Genomic DNA, 18,480 nt, shown 5'->3' with positions numbered 1-18,480 from the left:
GGAGGGGGGAGGTCAGGTCAGGAAGGTCTTGAGTTCGTGGACGAGCTTGCGGATGTGGCCGGAGACCACCGGTGTGCCCTGGTCCTTGAAGCGCTCCCGGAACCAGGGATTGACGCTGCCGCGCCCGGAGCTGGTGACCGACCCGACGGGAATGAACCTGACGCCGGAGCGGTGGAGGGCGGCCATGCTGTCGAACAGGGGCTGGCACTGCCATTCGTAGAAGTCGGAGATCCACACCACGACGGTGTTGCGCGGCTCGGCGATCTTCGGCTGGGCCAGTGCCATGGCGACGGTGCCGTCGGTGCCGCCGCCGAGGTTGGTGCGCAGCAGGGTCTCGAAGGGGTCGTGCACCCAGGGGGTGAGGTCGAGCGCCTGGGTGTCGTACGCGATCAGGTGCACGTCCACCTTCGGCAGTCCGGCGAAGATCGACGCCAGGATGGTGCAGTTGACCATGGAGTCGACCATCGAGCCCGACTGGTCCACGACCACGACGAGCCGCTGCGGGGTCGTCTTGCGGGCGGTGTGCCGGTAGTAGAGGCGGTCGACGTAGAGGCGTTCCTCTTCGGGGCTGTAGTTGGTGAGGTTCTTCCAGATGGTGCGGTCGAGATCGAGGTTGCGGAACACGCGCTTGGGCGGGACCGAGCGGTCGATCGCGCCGACCGTGGCCTTCTCCACCTGGGTGCGCAGTACTTCGGCGACCTCGTCGACGAAGCGGCGGATGAGGGCCTTGGCGTTGGCGAGGGCGACGCCGGAGAGGTTGTTCTTGTCGCGCAGGAGCTGCTCGATGAGCGACATGCTCGGGGTGAGCCGGGCGGCGAGCACGGGGTCGGCGAGCACTTCGCGCAGGCGCATGCGTTTGACGAGGTCGGCTTCCAGGGCGCCGAGTTCCGGTCCGATCGCCGGGATCAGACGGCTGAGGTCGGGTGTCCTGCCGCCGCCGGATCCGGTCGGGCTCACTCCGCCCGGTGTGCGTCCGCCCCGCAGGTCACCGGGCGAGCAGCCGAGGGCGCGCTCCAGCCAGCCGGCGTCGGACTGCCACCGCGACAGCTGCCCGGCGCTGACGGCTCCGCTCCCCGTGGCGAAGACGTTGAGCAGCACCTTGGAGACCAGCGCCGCCCGCCGCACCTCGGCGGCCCGGTCCCGCCCGTCACCGGGACCGCCGTCCGCGCCGACGTCCGTGCCGACGTCCCCGTCGGCGTCCGCTGCGGCGTCGCCGATGGGCCCGTCGGCGGCCACACCCGTTTCCCCGCCGGGGTGTGTACGGGTGAGCCTGCCGGCGTCCGCGCCGGTCGGCCCGTCGGCGGCCAGGACCGTCTTCCCGTCGGCGTCCAGGACGGTCTCCCCACCCGGGTGCACACGGGCGTGCCCGTCGGTGTCCGCGCCGGCGTCCCGTCCGGGGTGCGCGCCGGTGTGCCTCTCGGCGTCCGCGCCGGTGTGCCGCCCGCCGGCGTCCAGGCCGAGGTGCCCGTCTGCGTCCCTACCGGCGTCCGAGTCGGCGTCCCCGCCGCCATGCCCGCCGACGCCCCCGCCGCCATGCCCGCCGACGCCCCCGCCGGCACGCCCGCCAACGTCTCCGCCGGCATCCGCGCCGGGCTTCGGGAGCATCAGGCCGTCGAACTCGGTGGCCAGTTCCGGGTGGCGCTGCACGATCGAGTCGACGGAGGCCTGTGGGTCCAGCAGTGCGGGCGGCAGGCCGATGTCCTCGACGACGGCGAGGCTCGCGGACTCCAGGGCGGCCTGCTCCTCGGGGTCGAAGAGCCGGGCGAGCAGCCGCCAGTAGAGGACCTGGCGGCGGTTGTCGTGGGCGGCCGCCGCGGCGGTGTGGTCGGTGGTGTGCTCGGTGGTGTGCTCGGTGGTGTGCTCGGTCATTTCCGCAGCAGCCTTCCCGCCCGCTCCCGCAGGACGGTCACGGCGTCCGTCGCGGCCTTCTCCGCCTTGACGCCGGTCTTGTCGGTGGTGCCGCCGGCCCAGGCCCCCGCCTGGAGGGCGACGGTCTTCTTGCGCACGGTCGTCTCGACGGCGAGCGGCTGGACGCGGAACTCCCCGTCGTCCCAGCGGAGCAGGCCGATGCAGGCGCTCGATGCCGCGACGGCCTCGGGGGTGAGCGGTCCGGCGGTCGGGACGCGGTCGGTGTCGACGGCGAGGGAGTGTCCGGGGAAGCGGAAGGTGAGGGCGTCGCCGTCCCGGACGGCGTCGTAGCCCTCCAGGAACACCGGTTCGGCGAGGCGCGCGGGATGGCGGTCCAGGGGTGCGGTGGGCGCGGCGGTCGCCGTCGGCAGGGCGACCCGGGCGGCGGCGAAGGCGTCGGCGGGGTCGCCCGCGCGGGCCCGCTCCTCGTCCCAGATCAGGTCGCCCTCCTCGGTGAGGGGCATGTCGGTGAGGTCCATGGCCCGCCCTTCGCCGAGCGCGGCCAGCAGCGACAGGTGCGGTCGCAGGAGCTGCCAGACGCCGGTCGCGACGACGGTGTCCGGCTTCGGCACGGAAACGCTCGCCCGCATCAGGCGGGGCGTGGTGCCGTCGGCGGGCTCGAACACCGCGTGGACCTGCGCCTGCGCGGCGGTCGCGTGTTCGTGCAGGTCGACGCCGAGGGGCAGCAGACGGCCGGTGGCGGTGCCGGCCGCGGTCGGCTCGGCGGCGCCGGGCCGGGTCAGGAGCAGGGCACGCGCCCACAGGTCCCCCCAGCGGCGGGCCGGGAACCGCTCCAGGGCGGCGCCGGGGCAGGAGGCGGCGAGTTCGGCGGCGAAGCCGTCGAGCAGGGTCGCCAGGCGGCGCAGCGCGGGGTCGGGCAGCATCGCGGAGACGATCGGCGCGGCGGCGCCGACGAGTTCGTGGTCGATGCCCTGCCAGCCGGTGCGGGCTAGGTCGGCGAGCCAGGTCCGGGCGGCCATGAGCAGGTTGACCGTCTGCCGCTCGGCGGGTGCCGCCGTCGTCGTCCCGCCGCGGGTGCGTCCGCTCACCTCGTCGAGGCGGGCGGCCAGCGCGTCGTGGGCGGCGCCGAGCAGGGCGGTGCGGGCGGCGGCGAGGGCGGTGAAGTGGTCCTCGCTCGCGGCTCCGGCCGCCGCCTTCTCGGTCGCCTCGGCGACCCGGGCGGCCAGCGGCGAGCCGGCGACGGCGTGGGCGAGCTCCGTCAGGTCGGCGACGCGGGCGGGCTGCGGACGCAGCAGACCCGCGACGAGGGCGCGGTCGAAGGCGTCGACCGCCGCCAGGGCGTCGTCGAGCCCGTCGACGGGCGCGGTGAGCGGGTCGGTCCGCTCCCCCACGCCGGTACCGGGCTCGCTCGCGGGCACCACCGTGGCCGTCGCCGCCGTCCGGGTCGGCGCGAACCACTGCATCTCCGGCAACGGGGCGGTGGTGGGGGCCAGTTCGAGGTAGGCGAGGTGGCGCAGGAACCTGCTGAAGACGGGGGCCGCCGCGGCCTTGCCGTCCGCCTGCGCGGGATGGGTGGAGAGCAAGGCGGCGGTGAGGGCCGGGGCGCTCGTCTCCCCGCCCTCGGGCTCGGCCCGCAGATAGCGGGCGACGCGCTCGGCACCGTACTGGAGGACCGCCTCGGTGATCAGGGCGCGGATGTGGTTGCAGAACGAGCCGCGGGCTCCGCCGCAGGGACGGTTGTTGTTGGTGCTGCACGCGAACGCGTAGGTGCCGGAGGCGACCGACGAGACGTAGACGCGCTCGATGTCCGAGCCGCTGGAGACCACGCCCTGGAGGCGTCCGTCGGCCAGTTCGACGAAGGGGACCTTGGCGAGCTTGCGTGGCCGTGCGGGCGGCACCACCCGGGCCGTACTCGACCTCTCCCAGTCCGACAACGCACCATCTCCTTTGCAGCACAAGGCGTCACGCCGGGCCGGCGCGGCACAGGGGGGCTGTCACGCCGGAGCGGCGCGACAGGAACGAAACTACTGGCGACCACTGACAACGCCCCTCGCCCGCCGGCCGGAGCGGCCCGCCCGGCCGGCCGGTACTTCTAGAATTCGGATGATCACGCCCCGGGACCGGCCCGGGGAACCGGCCCGGGGACTGACTCGCGGGCACGGGCGGGGGCGTGGCGAGCAGAAGGGGCGGGGTTGACCGGGGAGCGGCCGGCGTTCGGGGCGCTGTTGCGCGAGTTGCGGCTGTCCGCGTCGCAGACCATCGAGGGTCTGGCGGAGGCGTCGGGCGTGAGCGTGCGGGGCATCGGGGATCTGGAGCGGGGGCGTCGGGCGGCTCCGCAGCGGCGGACGGTCGCCGCGCTCGCGGACGGCCTGGGCCTGGACGAGGCGCAGCGGGAACGGCTGCTGGCGGCCGCGCGCTCCGGGCGGACCCCTGGGTACAGCCCGGCGGGCGTGCGGGCGTTCCCGCGTGGCATCGACGACTTCGTGGGCCGGGAACGGGAGTTGGGGCGGCTCGCCGGGCTCGCGGCGCGCGCTGTCGCGGCGCACGCCGCCGGTGAGGGGGCCCCGCCGGTGGTGGCCGTGTCCGGCCCGCCGGGGACGGGCAAGACGACGCTCGCGCTGCACGCCGCCCGGGACCTCGCCGACCGTTTCCCCGACGGTCAGCTGGTCGTGGACCTGCGCGGCACGGACGACGACCCGCCCGGCCCGGCCGAACTCGTGCTGGGCGTCCTCAAGGCTCTCCAGGTGTCCGATCGTGACCTGGTCAGGGCCGGACCGCAGGGTCATACGGCGCTGTACCGGCAGCTGTTGGCCGAGCGGCGCTGTCTGCTGGTGCTGGACGACGCCCGTGACGAGGGCCAGGTGCGCCCGCTGCTGCCGGCCGCCGGGGCGGGCATGGTGGTGGTGACGAGCCGGCGGATGCTGACCGGGCTGGAGAGCGTGCACCGGCTGCCGCTCGGCGAGTTGAGCCCGCGGGAGGCCGCGGAGTTCCTGACCGGCCTCGTCGGGGCGGAGCGTGCCACGGCCGATCCGGCCGCCCTCGCCGAGGTCGCCGAGCGCTGCGGACATCTGCCGCTGGCGTTGCGGGTGGCGGGCAACTGGCTGGCCACCCGCACCGGTTGGACCGTGCGGCGGCTGGCGGACCGGCTCGCGGTCGACGACCGGCGGCTGGACGCGCTGGCCGCCGGGGACGTCCGGGTCGACGCCGCCTTCGCGTTGTCGTACCGCCAGCTCACGCCGCCGGCCGCCCGGCTGTTCCGGCGGCTCGCGCTGGTGCCCGGCCCGGACGTCGGTGCCGCCGGGGCGGCGGTGCTGACCGGGCAGCGGGTGTTCGACGCCGAGGACACGCTGGAGGAGCTGGTCGAGACAGGACTGCTGGGGGCGGACGGGGACCGTTACCGGCCGCACGACCTGCTGCGGCTGTTCGCCCGGGCCCGGCTCGAGGCCGAGGAGAGCGCGCCGGACGCCGAACGGGTGCGGGCGGCGCTGCACCGGTGGCTGCTGGAGACGGCGGTCGTCGCGGGCCGCTGGTTCGAGCCCGGCCACGGCGCTCCCCCGCCCGACTGGCAGGGCACCGTCGACCTGTCGAGCGCCGACCAGGCGCGCCGGTGGCTTCAGGCCGAGGGCGCCAACTGGCTGGCCGCACTGCGTGCGGCCGCGGCCGCCGGGGACCACGCCGACGTGGTGGCGGTGGCGGAGGCGCTGCACTGGTTCTCCGACCAGTGGATCTTCTGGGGGCACTGGCCGGAGGTGTTCGGCAGCGCCGCCCGCTCGGCGCGGGCGCTGGGCGACCCGGTGCTGGAGGCGACGCACCTCAACTACCACGCGTGGGCGCTGCTGGTGTGCGAGGGCCGACCGCACGACAGTCTCGCCCGTTCCGCGGAGGCCCTCGCCGCCGCGCGGCGCGCCGCCGACGTCGGGCAGGAGGCGTGGGCGCACGTGTACCGCGGGCAGGCCCTGCGTCACCTCGGCGACCACGCTCCGGCCGCCGGCCACATGCACCGTGCGGCGGCGATGTTCGAGGCCGTGGGTGACCTGCACGGCAGTCTCGAGGCGCGGCACGGGCACGCCATGGTCCTGCTGGACTCCGGGCGGCCCGAGGAGGCCCTCGTCCGCTACCGGGACACGCTGGCCTTCCTGGAGCGGGCCGGTGACCGGATCGAGTCGCACATCGCCGACTTCTCCCGGAGCGCACTGCACTCGGGCATGGGCAGCGGCTACGCCCTGATGGAGCGATGGACGGAGGCCGTCGACCACTTCGGCACCGCCGCGGCGATCTCCCGCAAGAGCGGCAACGCCGCCCTGGAGAGCCGGCATCTCGTCCATCTGGGCGACGCGCTGCTGTCCGCGGGCCGGCCGCGGGAGGCGCGGGAGGCCTTCGCCCGCTGTGTCGCGCTCGGCCTGGACGCCGACCCGCAGCGCGTCGCCCGGGCCCGCGACCTTCTCGCCCGCCTCGACGCCCGCTGACCGGGCCGTCGTCTCGCGCCGCCGCGGCGCGGGACGACGGCGGGCGCGGGCGTCGTCGGCGGGCGAGTTCCCCTCGTCGTGCTCCCATCCTCGCCCGGCCGCCTCCCCCGCGTCTTGTCCCCGAGCGCACGGGACTGTTCTGCCCGCGCACAGCCGGTGGTCGCGCCGGCGCACGGGCGGTTTCTGCCTGCTTCCTGCCTGGAGGGCGGCCCGGGCCCCTGCTTGGCTGGGGACGGCGGGGAAATGGGGCCGCAGCGTCGCCGCCCGCCCCCGGCCGATCGGCAGCAGTGGGCCCCGCGGGCCCCGGTCACTCACCGCGCCACGGATCCGAGGTCTCCGCCGGTACCGCACAGGTGGAGAGGAGAACCGGGTGAACCTGGTGCTGACGACGGCTTCGGTCCCCGACGGGGAGAAACTCGCCTACTGGCGCGACGCGTTGAGCACGGCGCTGGTGCCGATGTCGGTCACCGCGCGCGGCGACGGGCCGTTCTCCGGCCGGATCTCCAGCGCGCGCCTGGGACACCTGCGGATCTGCGCCATCGAGGCCGACCCGCAGCGCGCCAGCCGCACCTCCCGGCACATCGCCCGCACGCCCGCCGACTACGTGGCGGTCGGCGTCCAGACGACGGGCACGGCGACCCTCGTCCAGGACGGCCGGCACGCCGGCGTCGGCGAGGGCGACCTGGTCGTCTACGACACGACACGCCCGTACTCCCTGGACTACCCGGAACCGTTCGCCACCCGGGTCGTGCACATGCCCCGCCGGGCGGTGGGGCTGCCCGAGGAGGAGGTAGGGCAGGTCACCGGTACGGCGATCCCCGCCACGGAGGGGTTCGGCGCGCTGCTGGTGTCGTTCCTGACCGCTCTGACCACGTCCGTTCCAGCGTGTTCGCCGGCGGTCGCGGCGCGGCTGGCCTCCGGCGTGGTGGACCTCTTCGCCACGCTCGTGCAGGAGCGGACGCGGCGGGGCGGGCGGCGGGAGACGGGCGCGCACGACCACCTCGTGCTGCGCGTCCGGGACCACATCGACCGCCATCTGGGCGATCCGGAGCTGTCCCCGCTCACGGTCGCCGCCGCACACCACATCTCGGTGCGCTACCTGCACCGCCTGTTCGAGGGCGAGGGCGTGACGGTCGCCCGGCTGATCCAGCAGCGGCGGCTGGAGGAGTGCGCCCGGGAACTGGGCCGCCCGGACGCGTCGGCCCCCACCGTCTCGGCGGTCGCCCAGCGGTGGGGTTTCGCCAACCCGGCCCATTTCAGCCGCGTCTTCCGCGGTGCCTACGGCGTCTCGCCGCGCGAGTGGCGCGGGACGGGCGGCGGGATCCTGACCGGCTGACGGGGCGGCCGGCCGGCCGGGTCCAGCACGCTGGCGACCGAGCCGGCGGACCGGGCCGGCCGCTTCCGGATCCCCGGTCAGGCGTCTGCGGTGTCGAACTCGCCGTACCAGGACCGCTGGACGAGGTGCTTCGGCAGGTGGGGGGAGCCGGTGTCGACGGGGAAGCCCTGGTCGTGGGCGAGGCAGGCCAGGGCGAGGGGGCCCAGGGCGACGTGGCGGCGCGGGTCGGCCGACCCGTCGTAGAAGCGGGCGTGATGGGCGACGGCCTCGCCGAGGGCCTCGGTGAAGAGGTCCTGCTGCCGGGTGAGGACGCGGTGGAAGAGCGCGACGGGCTGGTAGTCGACGAGGTTCAGGAAGTCGGCCGGGGTGCGGGTGGCGACATGGGGGTGGGAGGACTCCATGGTGGCGACGAGTTTGGGCACGATGTCGTCGGCGGAGACGTTCCCGGCGTAGCTGCGCAAGGTGTCGATCCAGTGGAAGACGTAGTCGTCGTCGTCCGGGGCGGCGCGGCGCAGGTCCTCCAGCGGGACCCGGCACAGGGTCCTCAGCCGGTCGGCCTCGCGGCAGACGAGGGCGAGCCAGAAGGCGTCGAGCCAGGCGCGGGGGGTCGCGTGCGGGGCCGGGCCGGTGGCGGGCAACGCGTGGACCCGGTCGCCGATGCGGCAGTGCACCGTGCCCTCGCGGGCGAGCGTGGTGGCGAACAGGGCGCTGCCGATCTGCGTCGCGGTGACCCAGGCCTGCCAGGTCTCGAACCTCGCCGCGTCGGGGTCGTCGGCGCAGCGGGCGTGGGCGTGGGCCAGGGCGGCCCGGAAGGCGGGCGTGAAGCCGGCCGGGTCCTGCGCGAGCCGCCCGGTGGCGTCGGCCACGGTCCGCGCGAGCCGGTCCACGTCGGGCTCGTCGGACGCCGGGCGTTCGGCGCCGCGCAGGTTCTTCATCAGGTCCAGCAGCTCCGGCGGGGGCACCACGGACAGGACCCGGCTGTCGTGGTCGAAGGCCGTGAGGCAGACCAGCCGCCCCTGGTGCCACCAGTACAGGCGCGGGGTGAGCGGGCCGGGGCCGTCCTGGTGGGCGCCGAGGGCGTACGCCGCCAGGTCGTTGACCGCGTCCACGACGGTGCCGTCCACGACGGGGTGGAAGGCCAGCAGGTGCCGGGTCGGTACGGCGACGAGGGCGCCGGCCTGCGGCAGGTCGCGTCCGGTGACGTCCCGGACCAGCTCGGGCAGGACCAGCGCCTTGCTGGCGACGAAGTGGGAGTCGCCGTGGACGGAGTGCAGCAGTGCCCCCGACGGGCCCGGGACCTGCGTGTACTCCACGGGCTCGGCCAGCAGGTTCGCGCGTCCGGCGGCCCACAGCGCGTCGAGGCCGGCCCGCGCGACGTCGCCGTCGCCGAGGATCCGCACCGACTCGGGCGTGTCCAGCGCGAGGGCGGCGATGAGGTCCTCGGCCACCGGGCGCACGTACCGGAACCGGTCCGCGGCGTCGGCGGGGAAGGCGTCGGACGGCAGCAGGCGCAGGCGGGTGTGGCGCAGCAGTTCCCGCGCGTCCTCGTCGCCGCGGGAGGCGGAGTCCAGGCGGGTGAAGTGCTGGCGCACGAGGTCGGGCCAGGTCTCCTCCGGCGCGTCCCGGCACCATCGGGCGAGGTTGGTGAGCGGGTGCCGGTGGCCGTCGTACTCGACGACGTCCGCCTCGACCGTCGGGCGTATGCCGTGCCGGGCGGCGAAGTGGTCGGCCGTCAGGCCGCGCAGACGGTCGGCCTGGGCGACGGTGAGGGCGGGCAAGTGGGCGTCGGCTGCGTCGTGTTGCGTCACATGATCACTCTACGGAGGGGTGCGGCGCCCCCGCCGCCCGCGGGCGGCGCACCCTCTCTTTCAGTTCTTCGGCCAGTCGCGGTAGGCGATCCGCCCCAGTGCGCGGACCTCTCCGATCGTGCTCCACTCGTCGCCGCCGAGCCGGGCCAGCGGCCGCAGCCTGCGGATGTCGGGGTGTCCGTCGACGACGGCGTCCTCGTGGACGGCGGCGTGCACGACCTGTCCGAGGACGAGGGTGGAGTTGCCGATGCCCAGGGTGGAGTGGAGCCGGCATTCCAGGGCCACCGGCGAGGCGGCCACGCGGGGCGGCTTGACGTGCAGTGACGGCTCCCGCTCGATACCGACGGCGTCGAACTCGTCCTCCTCGGCGGGGAAGTCGACGGCGCTGGCGTTGATCTGCTCGAAGAGCGGCTCGGGGGCGAGGTTGACGACGAACTCGCCGGTGGCCTCGATGTTGCGCAGCGAGTCCTTACGGCCGACGGAGGTGAACTGGACGATCGGCGGATCGGTGCAGGCGACGGTGAAGAACGAGTGCGGGGCGAGGTTGGCGGTCGTGCCGTCGGCCGCCAGGGTCGACACCCAGGCGATCGGCCGGGGGACGACGACGGCGGTGAGGAGCCGGTAGAAGGCTCCCGAGCCCAGGGACTCGGGAGCGTAGTCGATGCGCATGGCAGCCAGTTCTACCGGAGCGGGGTGTCCGGGTCGGCGGGCGGCCCCGGGCTCAGCCGACGTCCCACAGGAAGCGGTGGGTGTGGATGGCGAAGTAGGGGAAGGACTGGACGGCGCCGACACCGTCGATCGGCCGCACGGTGTCGTTGACGAAGTCCAGCAGGTCCTTGGCGGTGGGGCTGACGACCTCGGCGAAGAGGTCGAAGCCTCCGGAGGTGAACACGGAGTACACCACTTCGGGGTGGGCGGCGAGTTCGTCGGCGACGGGACGCGGGTCGCCGTCGACGCTGATACCGAGGAGGGCCATGGCCTGGCCCCCCATGGCCATCGGGTCGGTGACGCCGACGACCTGGACGGCGCGGGAGTCCAGCAGCCGTTGCAGGCGCTGGCGGGCGGCGGACGCGGACAGCCCGACCCTGGGGCCGAGGTCGGCGTACGCGATGCGTCCGTCGGTCTGCAGTTCCCGCAGGATGGCCCGGTCGATCTCGTCCATGTGTGAGTCCTTTCGCTCTCCCTCGGGCCGGCCCACCTCAGGGCCTGACCTGCGGGTCGTGCCGGGCGGGCCGCCTCTGCCGCCGGGGCTCAGCCGGCCAGTTCGGCGAGGGCCGCGGCGAAGAGTCCGGTGTGGGTGTCGACGTCCTGTTCCGTCGTGTCGGGGCACATGAGGGCCATGTTGTGGAAGGGGGTGAGCAGGACGCCCCGGTTGGCGAGGTAGAGGTGGAGGAAGTCCTCCAGTTCGGTGTCGCCGGCGGCCGCGGCCCGGGTGCCGGTGCGGGGTGCCGGGGCGGTGAAGCGGTATTCGGTGCGGGCGCCGAGGCGGCTGACGGACCAGGGCAGGGCGTGGGCGGCGATGGCCGCGCGCACGCCGGCCTCGAAGCGCTCGGACAGCTTGTGCATGCGGGCGAACGCCTCGTCGGTGAGGACGTGTTCGAGGGTGGCCCGCATCGCGGCGACGGACAGGGCGTTGCCGGCGAGGGTGCCGCCGACGCCGCCCATGTCCACCAGGTCCAGGTCGGCGCGGCCGAGCAGCCGGTCGGCGAGGTCGCCGGAGAGGCCGTAGGCGCCGGCCGGGATGCCGCCGCCGATGGCCTTGCCGATGGTCAGGACGTCGGGTTCCAGGTCCCAGGCGGCGGTGCAGCCGCCGGGGCCGGCGGAGAAGGTGTGGGTCTCGTCGTTGATCAGGAGCGTGCCGTGGCGGCGGGTCAGCTCACGGACGCCTTCGAGGTAGCCGGGGTCGGGCAGGACGATGCCGATGTTGGTGAGGGCGGGTTCCATGAGGACGGCGGCCACGTCGCCGTGGGCGAGTTCGCGCTCGAGGTGGTCCAGGTCGTTGAACTCGGCGACGCGGCTGGTGAGGGTGACGTCGCAGGGCGCGCCGACGTTCCCGGGGCGGGCGGTGCCGTGGCCGTCGGGGCCGGTCACGATCAGGGACTCGTCGACGCTGCCGTGGTAGCAGTAGGCGTTCACCAGGATCTTGGGGCGGGCGGTGACGGCGCGGGCGAGACGGATGGCCCAGCGGTTGGCGTCGGTCGCGGTGAGCGCGAAGCTCCAGCGGGTCGGGCCGAACCGCCGGGTCAGCTCGGCGCCGACCCACTCGGCGTCCTCGGTGGGCAACATCGCGGTCGCGCCGCCGAGCGCGGTGAACCGGTGCTGGACGGCGTCGGCCACGGCGGCCGGGGAGTGGCCCGCCATGGCACCGGTGTCGCCCAGGCAGAAGTCGATGTACTCGTGCCCGTCGACGTCGCGCACCCGGGCGCCGCGCGCGGAGTCCAGGTAGCGGGGGAACGCGCCGGCCGTCTTGTTCATCCAGGTCATCGGTACGCGGCCGAAGAGGTGGTCGGCGCGGGCGTGGGCGGCCCGGGAGCGGGGGTTGCGCCGCTCGGCCTCCGCGCTCTCGCGGGCCAGCAGGTGACGCAGTCGGGCACGGTCCATGGCACACCCCGGTTGGGAAGGACGGAGAATGCCCGAAATCTACGATCGAAACAGTGGATGCACAAGCCTCGGACACACGAATCGATCGCCGACTCGCTCCCTTCAACCGATTCACTCGTGGCCGCGATCGATTCCGTCGCCCGCCGAGGCCTGCGACCGGACCTTGGTCACCGCCGCCGCCACCTGCTCCTGCACGGCCCCTGCCGGTGGCGCACCCTGCACGGCGGCCACCAGGTCGCGGGCGAGGTGGTGCAGCTTGGTGTTGGTGTGCTGGGAGGTTTCGACCAGGACCCGCCAGGCCTCCTCCGCGCTCAGCGCGAAGGACGCCATGAGGATGCCGCGGGCCAGGTCGATGACCGGCCGGGTCCGCATGGCCCGGCGCAGCTGTCCGACCTCGATGCGCAGCTCCCGCTCGGCGTCGGCGGCGCCGTCGTCCCCTGGGTCCCGGTAAGGCACGGCGTCGCCGTCGCGGCGGGGGTCGCGGCCGGTGAACAGGGCGGCCGTGCCGGTGAGGTCGAGCAGCCGCTCGACCACGGGACCGGCCGAGCGGATGACGAGGGTCTTGTCCTGCTTCAGGCCTTGGTCACGCAGGCTGAGCAGCACGTTGAGAACGGAGCAGTCGCAGAACGCCACCTCGCCGAGTTCCAGGTCGACACCGCCGACCGCGCCGGCCAGGGCCGCGCGCAGGGCATGGCCGAGCTGCTCGGCGGACTCGAGGTCGAGTTCACCGCGCACCGCCACGACGACGCGGTCACCGTCGGGGCGGAGGGCGATCTCCGGCACGGGCGCGGTCCGTGCGGGCGGTGCGCCGCTCGTCTCGGCCCGTACGCAGTCGTCCCCGGCACCCGGGTGCGCGTCGTACGCAGGCTCCGGCATGACCGCCTCCCCCGGTCACTTTCACGTGGTTCAAGAGTCACCCGAGAGCACATCACACGTCAACCGGTACACGAAATGGAGTTCGGGTATTTGTATACGTGAATATGACGCCCTAGGATTGCCCTCATGGAGGGAGTGCCTGAACCGCATACCGGATGGACGTTCCTGACCAATCACGCTCGCGTGCTGGCGGTCATCGCGGACGACCGCAACGCCCGGATCCGCGACATCGCCGCGCACTGTCGGCTCACCGAGCGTGCCGTCCAGAAAATCATTTCCGATCTCGAGCGGGACGGCTACCTGTCCCATACGCGCGAGGGGCGGGGCAACACCTACCGGATCGAGCCCGGCAAGGTGCTGCGCCACCCGGCGGAGGCAGGCCTGACCGTGGCGTCCCTGCTCTCCCTGCTGGTCCAGGACGAGGCCGACCGCTCCCGTCAGCCCGAGCCCGACACCCACGGGGCGTGACCGCGGCGGACGGGCCGTTCCTGATGTGGGTGGGGGATGTCTTCCGCCCCGCGCCAGGGGCGGCGGTGTGGGCGACGGGCCTGGTCGAGCGGGGACGGGTGCGCGCGGGTGACACGGTCGAGGTGGTGGGCTTCGGCGCCGACGCGCGCGCCGTCGCGGCGCAGATCGAGGTGCGCCGGGCGCACGCCGAGGAGGCCGGCCCCGGCTCGAACGCGGGCCTGCTGCTACGGGGTGCGGCGGCGGCCACGGTGGAGCCGGGTCAGGTGGTCGCCGCGCCCGGATCGGTGCGCGCATATGCCGCGTTCTCCGCGGACGTCGTCGTGCTCGCCGAGGAGGAGGGCGGGGCGGACGTCTTCCCGGGCGATCGCCTGCGCTTCCACTTCGCGACCGCGGCCGTGCCGGGCATCGTGACGCTGCCCGAGGGCACCGACGTGCTCCGACCGCTGCACCGCGGCCGGTTCACGGTCGTCCTGGACCGGCCCGTCCCCGTCGAGGAGGGCCGGCGCTTCGCCTTCCGTCATCACGGCCGCGCGGCCGGTTCCGGGACCGTGACCGGCGTCGCGCGGTGACCGTGGCACGGCGTATCGGTCAAGTCGGGGCGAGCTAAACGTCGTTGCGGCGGAGAGAGACGAAGGTCACGAATACGTATCGGACATTTGACACGACAATCTTCACACCAGCGTCACAAGTTCGTTAGGTTGACGCCCAGGCCGCACGACCGACTCCGGCGAACCCCGCCGGCCGCGCGGCCTCCGCCGAGTCCGTGACACCAGTGGTACGGCCGGAGCCGGGGACCGTCCAACCCCGGGGTGGGACGCTCAACTGCCCGACACCGCAGCGAGCTCGGGGGCATCCTGATGCAGGACCGCCCACATCCACCGCCCACTCGGCCGGCGGAGCACGGAAGGAGTACGTCTTCCATGGCGACGGATGGCACCACGCTCCCCCCGGGCACGGGTTCCGCACGCTTCGAGGACGCGGGCGAGCCGAGCCGCGCGGAGGTCCAGCAGCGGATCAGCGCCCTCTACGACCGGGCCGAGTCCGACACCGGGACGTTCAACGCCACCCGCGCCATGAAGAACGGCCGCCGCAGGACCGTCACCTCGGTCGCCAACAGCGGGCGCCGGGCGGCCGATCCGTCGCTGGAGGCCGTCGCCCGGCAGTGGTTCGACGTGGCGCGCAGCCGGATCGGACCGACCGCCCCCGCCGCCCTGCCGGCCGATCGTCAGCCCGGGCGCCCGGCCCAACCCCCCCGCCCGCAGCGACCGGCCGGCTCCGACGCCGTACGGGAGTTGGAGGCGGCCGGCAGCCGGCTCGAGCTGGAGGCGGGCGAGCGGCGGGTGCCGGAACCGACCGGGCGGGCCGTGGCCGCGCTGCCGGCGGCGCCCGCGCCCCGGCAGGAGGAACCCAAGGCCCTGCTGCCCGCGTCCCCCTCCGCCCCGGCCGCCCTTCCCGCGCCCGCCTCCGCCACGGCGGCGCCGCGGTCCGGGCTGCGGAACACCAAGGAGCAGATCCGGCGCAAGCTCACCGTGGCCCGTGAGGTGCTGGCCCGTGGCGTCCCGCAGCCGGTGCCGTCGCTGCCGGCGATCGAGTCGCGGCCGGTCTGGCGGACCTGGGACACCGGGGAACTCCCGGCCTACCGGCCGACGACGACGGACACCTGGCCGGGACAGTCGGCGGGCCCGGGTGCCGACGTGTCCGGGCCGACGGGCGCGGGCAACCCCGCCACGGCCGCCGGAACCGGCCTGCCCGCCGCCGCTCGTGGCGCCCTGACGCCCGAACCCGTCCTACGACCGCCCGTGTCCGGCTTCCCGGCCCCCGAAACCGGCCTCCTCGCAGCCAGTTACGGCCTGCTGGCACCCTCCGCCGGTCTCCCGGCGCCGGAAGCCGCGCCCGCCACACCCGAGTTCACCCTCCCGGCCTTCGAACTCACAGCCGACGTCACCGCCGCACCCCACATCCCGGCCGACGTCACGGCCGGTTACGGCCTTCCGGCACCCTCCGCCGGGCTCCCGGCACCGCACATCACGCTCCCCGCATCCGAGTTCACCCTCCCGGCCCCCGAACCCGCCGCAGCCGCAGCCAACATCGCCGCTCCGGTCCCGGCCGACGTCACGGCTGGTTACGGCCTTCCGGCCTCCACCGGGCTCCCGGCACCGCACATCACGCTCCCCGCCCCCGAGTTCACCCTCCCGGTCCCGGAATTCGCCGCCCCGGCCCAAGCACCCGTCGGAGCCACCTCCTACGCGTCCGGACCCGCCTACCTCGGCAAGGCGGACAAGGCCCTCGCCTTCGCCCGCGCCCAGATCGGGCGGCCGTGCGTATGGGGTGCGACGGGACCGGAGTCGTACGACTGCTCCAGCCTCACCCAGGCCGCCTGGAAGGCCGCCGGGGTGACGCTGCCGCGGGCCTCCGTCGACCAGGCGCGGGCCTTCACCCGGGTCGGCCTCGACGATCTGCAACCCGGCGACCTCGTCTTCTTCCACGACGACCTCAGCCACACCGGCCTGTGCACGGGCAACGGCATGATGATCCACGCGCCGGGCCCCGGTGCGTCCATCCGCGAGGAGTCGGTGCACAGCCTCGGCGAGGGCGCGCTGCGCGGCGCGGTACGGCCCGTCTGAGACCGCGCCCGCCCCTCCCCCACCGTGGCCGGTGATCCATGGCCGGTAAGCGTGCCCCGCGGTGCGCGTCACGGCGGTCACACTGGCCTCCGGCCCGGCGAAGGCCGGGCCGGAGGAGGGTTGGCCCGATGGGGGACGCGCAGGAGACCGCACGCAAGGTCGACCGGGGGCGCGAGCGGCCCGGCTGTCCCGTGAGCCGCGGGCCGGACGGGTCGTGGCTGGTCCACGGGTACGCGCTCGCCCGCGAGGTGCTGCGCAGCACGGAGACCGTGCAGGCCGGGCTCGGCATCGAGACGGTGGAGAAGCTGCCGCCCCGCGTCCGGCGCCCCGTGCTGTACCAGGACGGTGCCGAGCACCGGGAGCAACGGCGGCAGACCGCCCGGTTCTTCACACCGCGTCGCGTGGACGAGCACTACCGCCCGTTGATGGTGCGGGTCGCCGAGGAGCAGGTGGCGGCGCTCCGGGCGGCCGGGACGGCCCAGCTGTCCGATCTGGGCTTCACCATGGCGATCGAGGTCGTGTGCGACATCATCGGCCTGCGGCACAGCCGTCCGGGCCTGAAGGGCAGGCTGGAGCGCTTCTTCCCCGAGGAGTTCGGCCGGCCGGGGCTGACCGGTGTGCGGGGCCTGTACTGGCTGGTGCGGCAGAACGTGAACTGGCTGCGCATCCACCTCGCCGACGTCCGGCCCGCGATCCGCGCCCACCGCCGGCGGCAGCGTGACGACCTGATCTCCCACCTGCTCGCCGAGGGGTGCTCGGACGCGGAGATCCTCGGCGAGTGCCTGACGTACGCGGCGGCGGGCATGGTCACCACCCGTGAGTTCGTCTGTGCCGCCGCCTGGCACCTGTTCGGGGACGCGGAGCTCCTCGGCCGGTACCGGGCGGCGGACGAGCCGGAGCGGCTCGGCCTGCTCCAGGAGATCCTTCGGCTGGAACCCGTCGTCGGGCGGCTGTCGCGCCGGGCCACCGCGCCGTTGCGGCTGCCCACGGCGGACGGCGAGGTCGTGGTCCGCCCCGGCGAGCTGGTCACCGTCTTCGTCGACGAGGCCAACGCCGACCCGGACGTCGTGGGCCCCGACCCGTACCTCCTGCGTCCGGGCCGGGTACTGGGGCTGGGGCCGGGGGCGGCCGGGCTCGCCTTCGGGGACGGTCCGCACCGCTGTCCGGGCGCCGCCGTCGCCGTACTGGAGGCGGACGTCCTGCTCAGCCGGCTCTTCGCGCTCGACGGCCTGCGGATGACCGGCGAGCCGCGCGTGTCGTTCAAGGACGACATCGGCGGTTACGAGATCAGGGACCTGACGGTGGCGGTGTCCGCGGGGCGGTGAGGCCGGACCTCAGCGGACGGCCTGGTTCGGACGCGCCTGACCCCTCCTGGCGTTGTTGTAGATGCGCAGGAGGTGCTTGGAGACGGCGCACGGCACGGTGTCGACATGGCACTGGCGACAGGTGCGGACGTGCTCCTCATAGGTGGCACGTGCCTGGTGCAGGGCTTCCTCGGGAGTGGTCATGGGGGTCCTCCAGACGGAACGACGGGGGCCGGGGCCGGCGGCTACTTGCCAGTAGCCCCACCTGAAGATGAAAGTTGATCACGTTACTGACGGTAGCGGAAACTCTGATTCCGGCCGCTTCCGGGACCGCCCCCGCGCCTGGCGTGAACCGGCCCATGGGAGCGCGGCCCCGTGCGCCCGGCGGGCCTGGGGTCGTGGGCGAGCGGAGGCGGCGGCCGCCGTTGTGACTCGCCGTCAGGAGTGCGAGGATCGCCGGATCCGTTACCACGACGGGAGGGGCGGCTTGGACGGCAAGGACGACGGGCGGCGTGCGGCGGCGGTGTTCGACGCGCTGGGGTCCGGGTACGAGAAGGCGTTCGCGCACTCCGAGGCGCACCACCGGTCCCTGGAGTGGCTGCTCGGCCGGCTCGCGCCGGGCAGCCGGGTGCTGGACGTCGGCAGCGGGACGGGCCGGCCGACGGCCGCGGCCCTGGCCGGAGCGGGGCACGACGTGCTGGGGGTGGACGTCTCCCCCGTGATGGTGGACCTCGCCGCCCGGCAGGTGCCCGGGGCGACGTTCCGGTGCGTGGACGTGCGCGAACTGCCGCTGGACGAGGGGTCGTTCCACGCGGTCTGCGTGTACTTCTCGCTGTTGCAGATGGAGCGCGCGGAGCAGGCCGCCCTGCTCGGCCGGCTGGCGCGGGCGCTGCTGCCGGGCGGCAGCCTCGTGCTCGCCACCGTGCCGCTGGACGTCGAGGGCGTCGACGCCGTCTTCATGGGGCAGCCGGTGCGGGTCACCAGCTTCGCCGGCGAGGACCTGGCCGAGGTGGTGACCGGGGCGGGCCTGACGGTGCTGGCCGAGGAGAACACGCTGTTCACCCCCGACCACCCCGAGGCCGGACCCGAGCCCCACCTCTTCCTGTACTGCGGGCGCGGGTAGGAGCG

Annotated in this window: 15 protein-coding genes and 1 pseudogene; 7 read left to right on the top strand and 9 right to left on the bottom strand. The window is 74.5% G+C overall.

Annotated features, from left to right (window positions below; translation table 11 throughout):
* Positions 1-12: 12 nt before the first annotated feature.
* The 3 genes and pseudogenes from ACF1A1_RS35415 to ACF1A1_RS35405 form a co-directional block, all read right to left on the bottom strand.
* A complete protein-coding gene (locus tag ACF1A1_RS35415) occupies positions 13-1,455 on the bottom strand; it encodes a VWA domain-containing protein (protein WP_392005754.1) in 1,443 nt (480 codons plus the stop codon).
* Between the two features lie 410 nt (positions 1,456-1,865).
* On the bottom strand, positions 1,866-3,290 hold the full coding sequence (locus tag ACF1A1_RS35410; protein WP_392005752.1) for a hypothetical protein: 1,425 nt from the start codon (positions 3,288-3,290) through the stop codon (positions 1,866-1,868).
* 9 nt (positions 3,291-3,299) lie between these two features.
* Positions 3,300-3,803 (bottom strand): annotated as a pseudogene (locus ACF1A1_RS35405) (hypothetical protein); the annotation flags it as partial.
* A 258-nt stretch (positions 3,804-4,061) separates the two neighbouring features.
* On the opposite strand from ACF1A1_RS35405, the gene ACF1A1_RS35400 reads away from it, so the two are divergent.
* Positions 4,062-6,335: an ATP-binding protein gene (locus ACF1A1_RS35400; protein ID WP_392005667.1), complete on the top strand. Its 2,274-nt coding sequence runs from the start codon at positions 4,062-4,064 to the stop codon at positions 6,333-6,335.
* Positions 6,336-6,705: 370 nt separating this feature from the next.
* Positions 6,706-7,671: a helix-turn-helix domain-containing protein gene (locus ACF1A1_RS35395; RefSeq protein ID WP_392005665.1), complete on the top strand. Its 966-nt coding sequence runs from the start codon at positions 6,706-6,708 to the stop codon at positions 7,669-7,671.
* A gap of 77 nt (positions 7,672-7,748) precedes the next feature.
* Here the strand turns inward: ACF1A1_RS35395 and ACF1A1_RS35390 are convergent, their stop codons facing one another.
* The 5 genes from ACF1A1_RS35390 to ACF1A1_RS35370 form a co-directional block, all read right to left on the bottom strand.
* Positions 7,749-9,479 (bottom strand): immunity 49 family protein, encoded by a 1,731-nt coding sequence (locus ACF1A1_RS35390; RefSeq protein WP_392005663.1) that lies wholly within the window; start codon positions 9,477-9,479, stop codon positions 7,749-7,751.
* Positions 9,480-9,539: 60 nt separating this feature from the next.
* The gene (locus ACF1A1_RS35385; protein ID WP_392005661.1) at positions 9,540-10,148 is read right to left on the bottom strand and encodes a flavin reductase family protein; all 609 of its coding nucleotides are present in this window, start codon (positions 10,146-10,148) and stop codon (positions 9,540-9,542) included.
* A gap of 52 nt (positions 10,149-10,200) precedes the next feature.
* Entirely contained in the window at positions 10,201-10,641 is a 441-nt protein-coding gene (locus ACF1A1_RS35380) for an Lrp/AsnC family transcriptional regulator (RefSeq protein ID WP_392005659.1), read from the bottom strand.
* A gap of 89 nt (positions 10,642-10,730) precedes the next feature.
* Positions 10,731-12,080, bottom strand: a complete 1,350-nt coding sequence (locus tag ACF1A1_RS35375) for a transaminase (RefSeq protein ID WP_392005657.1) — start codon at positions 12,078-12,080, stop codon at positions 10,731-10,733.
* Between the two features lie 111 nt (positions 12,081-12,191).
* Positions 12,192-12,956, bottom strand: a complete 765-nt coding sequence (locus ACF1A1_RS35370) for an ANTAR domain-containing protein (protein ID WP_392005654.1) — start codon at positions 12,954-12,956, stop codon at positions 12,192-12,194.
* A gap of 126 nt (positions 12,957-13,082) precedes the next feature.
* On the opposite strand from ACF1A1_RS35370, the gene ACF1A1_RS35365 reads away from it, so the two are divergent.
* The 4 genes from ACF1A1_RS35365 to ACF1A1_RS35350 all read left to right on the top strand — a co-directional run bounded on the left by ACF1A1_RS35365 (position 13,083) and on the right by ACF1A1_RS35350 (position 17,373).
* Positions 13,083-13,424 (top strand): helix-turn-helix transcriptional regulator, encoded by a 342-nt coding sequence (locus ACF1A1_RS35365; protein ID WP_392005652.1) that lies wholly within the window; start codon positions 13,083-13,085, stop codon positions 13,422-13,424.
* Positions 13,421-13,993, top strand: coding sequence for an EF-Tu/IF-2/RF-3 family GTPase (locus tag ACF1A1_RS35360; protein ID WP_392005650.1), 573 nt, complete (start codon positions 13,421-13,423; stop codon positions 13,991-13,993). The genes ACF1A1_RS35365 and ACF1A1_RS35360 overlap by 4 nt, the downstream gene beginning before the upstream one ends.
* Before the next feature lie 351 nt (positions 13,994-14,344).
* Positions 14,345-16,048: a C40 family peptidase gene (locus ACF1A1_RS35355; protein ID WP_392005648.1), complete on the top strand. Its 1,704-nt coding sequence runs from the start codon at positions 14,345-14,347 to the stop codon at positions 16,046-16,048.
* Positions 16,049-16,176: 128 nt separating this feature from the next.
* Positions 16,177-17,373: a cytochrome P450 gene (locus ACF1A1_RS35350; protein WP_392005646.1), complete on the top strand. Its 1,197-nt coding sequence runs from the start codon at positions 16,177-16,179 to the stop codon at positions 17,371-17,373.
* A gap of 9 nt (positions 17,374-17,382) precedes the next feature.
* Here the strand turns inward: ACF1A1_RS35350 and ACF1A1_RS35345 are convergent, their stop codons facing one another.
* On the bottom strand, positions 17,383-17,556 hold the full coding sequence (locus tag ACF1A1_RS35345; RefSeq protein WP_392005644.1) for a hypothetical protein: 174 nt from the start codon (positions 17,554-17,556) through the stop codon (positions 17,383-17,385).
* 283 nt (positions 17,557-17,839) lie between these two features.
* Here ACF1A1_RS35345 and ACF1A1_RS35340 point away from each other — a divergent pair, with 283 nt between their 5' ends.
* Positions 17,840-18,475, top strand: coding sequence for a class I SAM-dependent methyltransferase (locus ACF1A1_RS35340; protein WP_392005642.1), 636 nt, complete (start codon positions 17,840-17,842; stop codon positions 18,473-18,475).
* Positions 18,476-18,480: the final 5 nt, after the last annotated feature.

It is taken from the genome of Streptomyces sp. NPDC014995 (genome assembly GCF_043080745.1).
Lineage (GTDB): Bacteria > Actinomycetota > Actinomycetes > Streptomycetales > Streptomycetaceae > Streptomyces.
This window is presented reverse-complemented; position numbering and strand designations above follow the sequence as displayed.

Coding starts and splice junctions, on each gene's coding strand:
- ACF1A1_RS35345 (WP_392005644.1), bottom strand. CDS start 17,556: ATGACCACTCCCGAGGAAGCCCTGCACCAGGCACGTGCCACCTATGAG.
- ACF1A1_RS35375 (WP_392005657.1), bottom strand. CDS start 12,080: ATGGACCGTGCCCGACTGCGTCACCTGCTGGCCCGCGAGAGCGCGGAG.
- ACF1A1_RS35355 (WP_392005648.1), top strand. CDS start 14,345: ATGGCGACGGATGGCACCACGCTCCCCCCGGGCACGGGTTCCGCACGC.
- ACF1A1_RS35380 (WP_392005659.1), bottom strand. CDS start 10,641: ATGGACGAGATCGACCGGGCCATCCTGCGGGAACTGCAGACCGACGGA.
- ACF1A1_RS35365 (WP_392005652.1), top strand. CDS start 13,083: ATGGAGGGAGTGCCTGAACCGCATACCGGATGGACGTTCCTGACCAAT.
- ACF1A1_RS35370 (WP_392005654.1), bottom strand. CDS start 12,956: ATGCCGGAGCCTGCGTACGACGCGCACCCGGGTGCCGGGGACGACTGC.
- ACF1A1_RS35350 (WP_392005646.1), top strand. CDS start 16,177: ATGGGGGACGCGCAGGAGACCGCACGCAAGGTCGACCGGGGGCGCGAG.
- ACF1A1_RS35385 (WP_392005661.1), bottom strand. CDS start 10,148: ATGCGCATCGACTACGCTCCCGAGTCCCTGGGCTCGGGAGCCTTCTAC.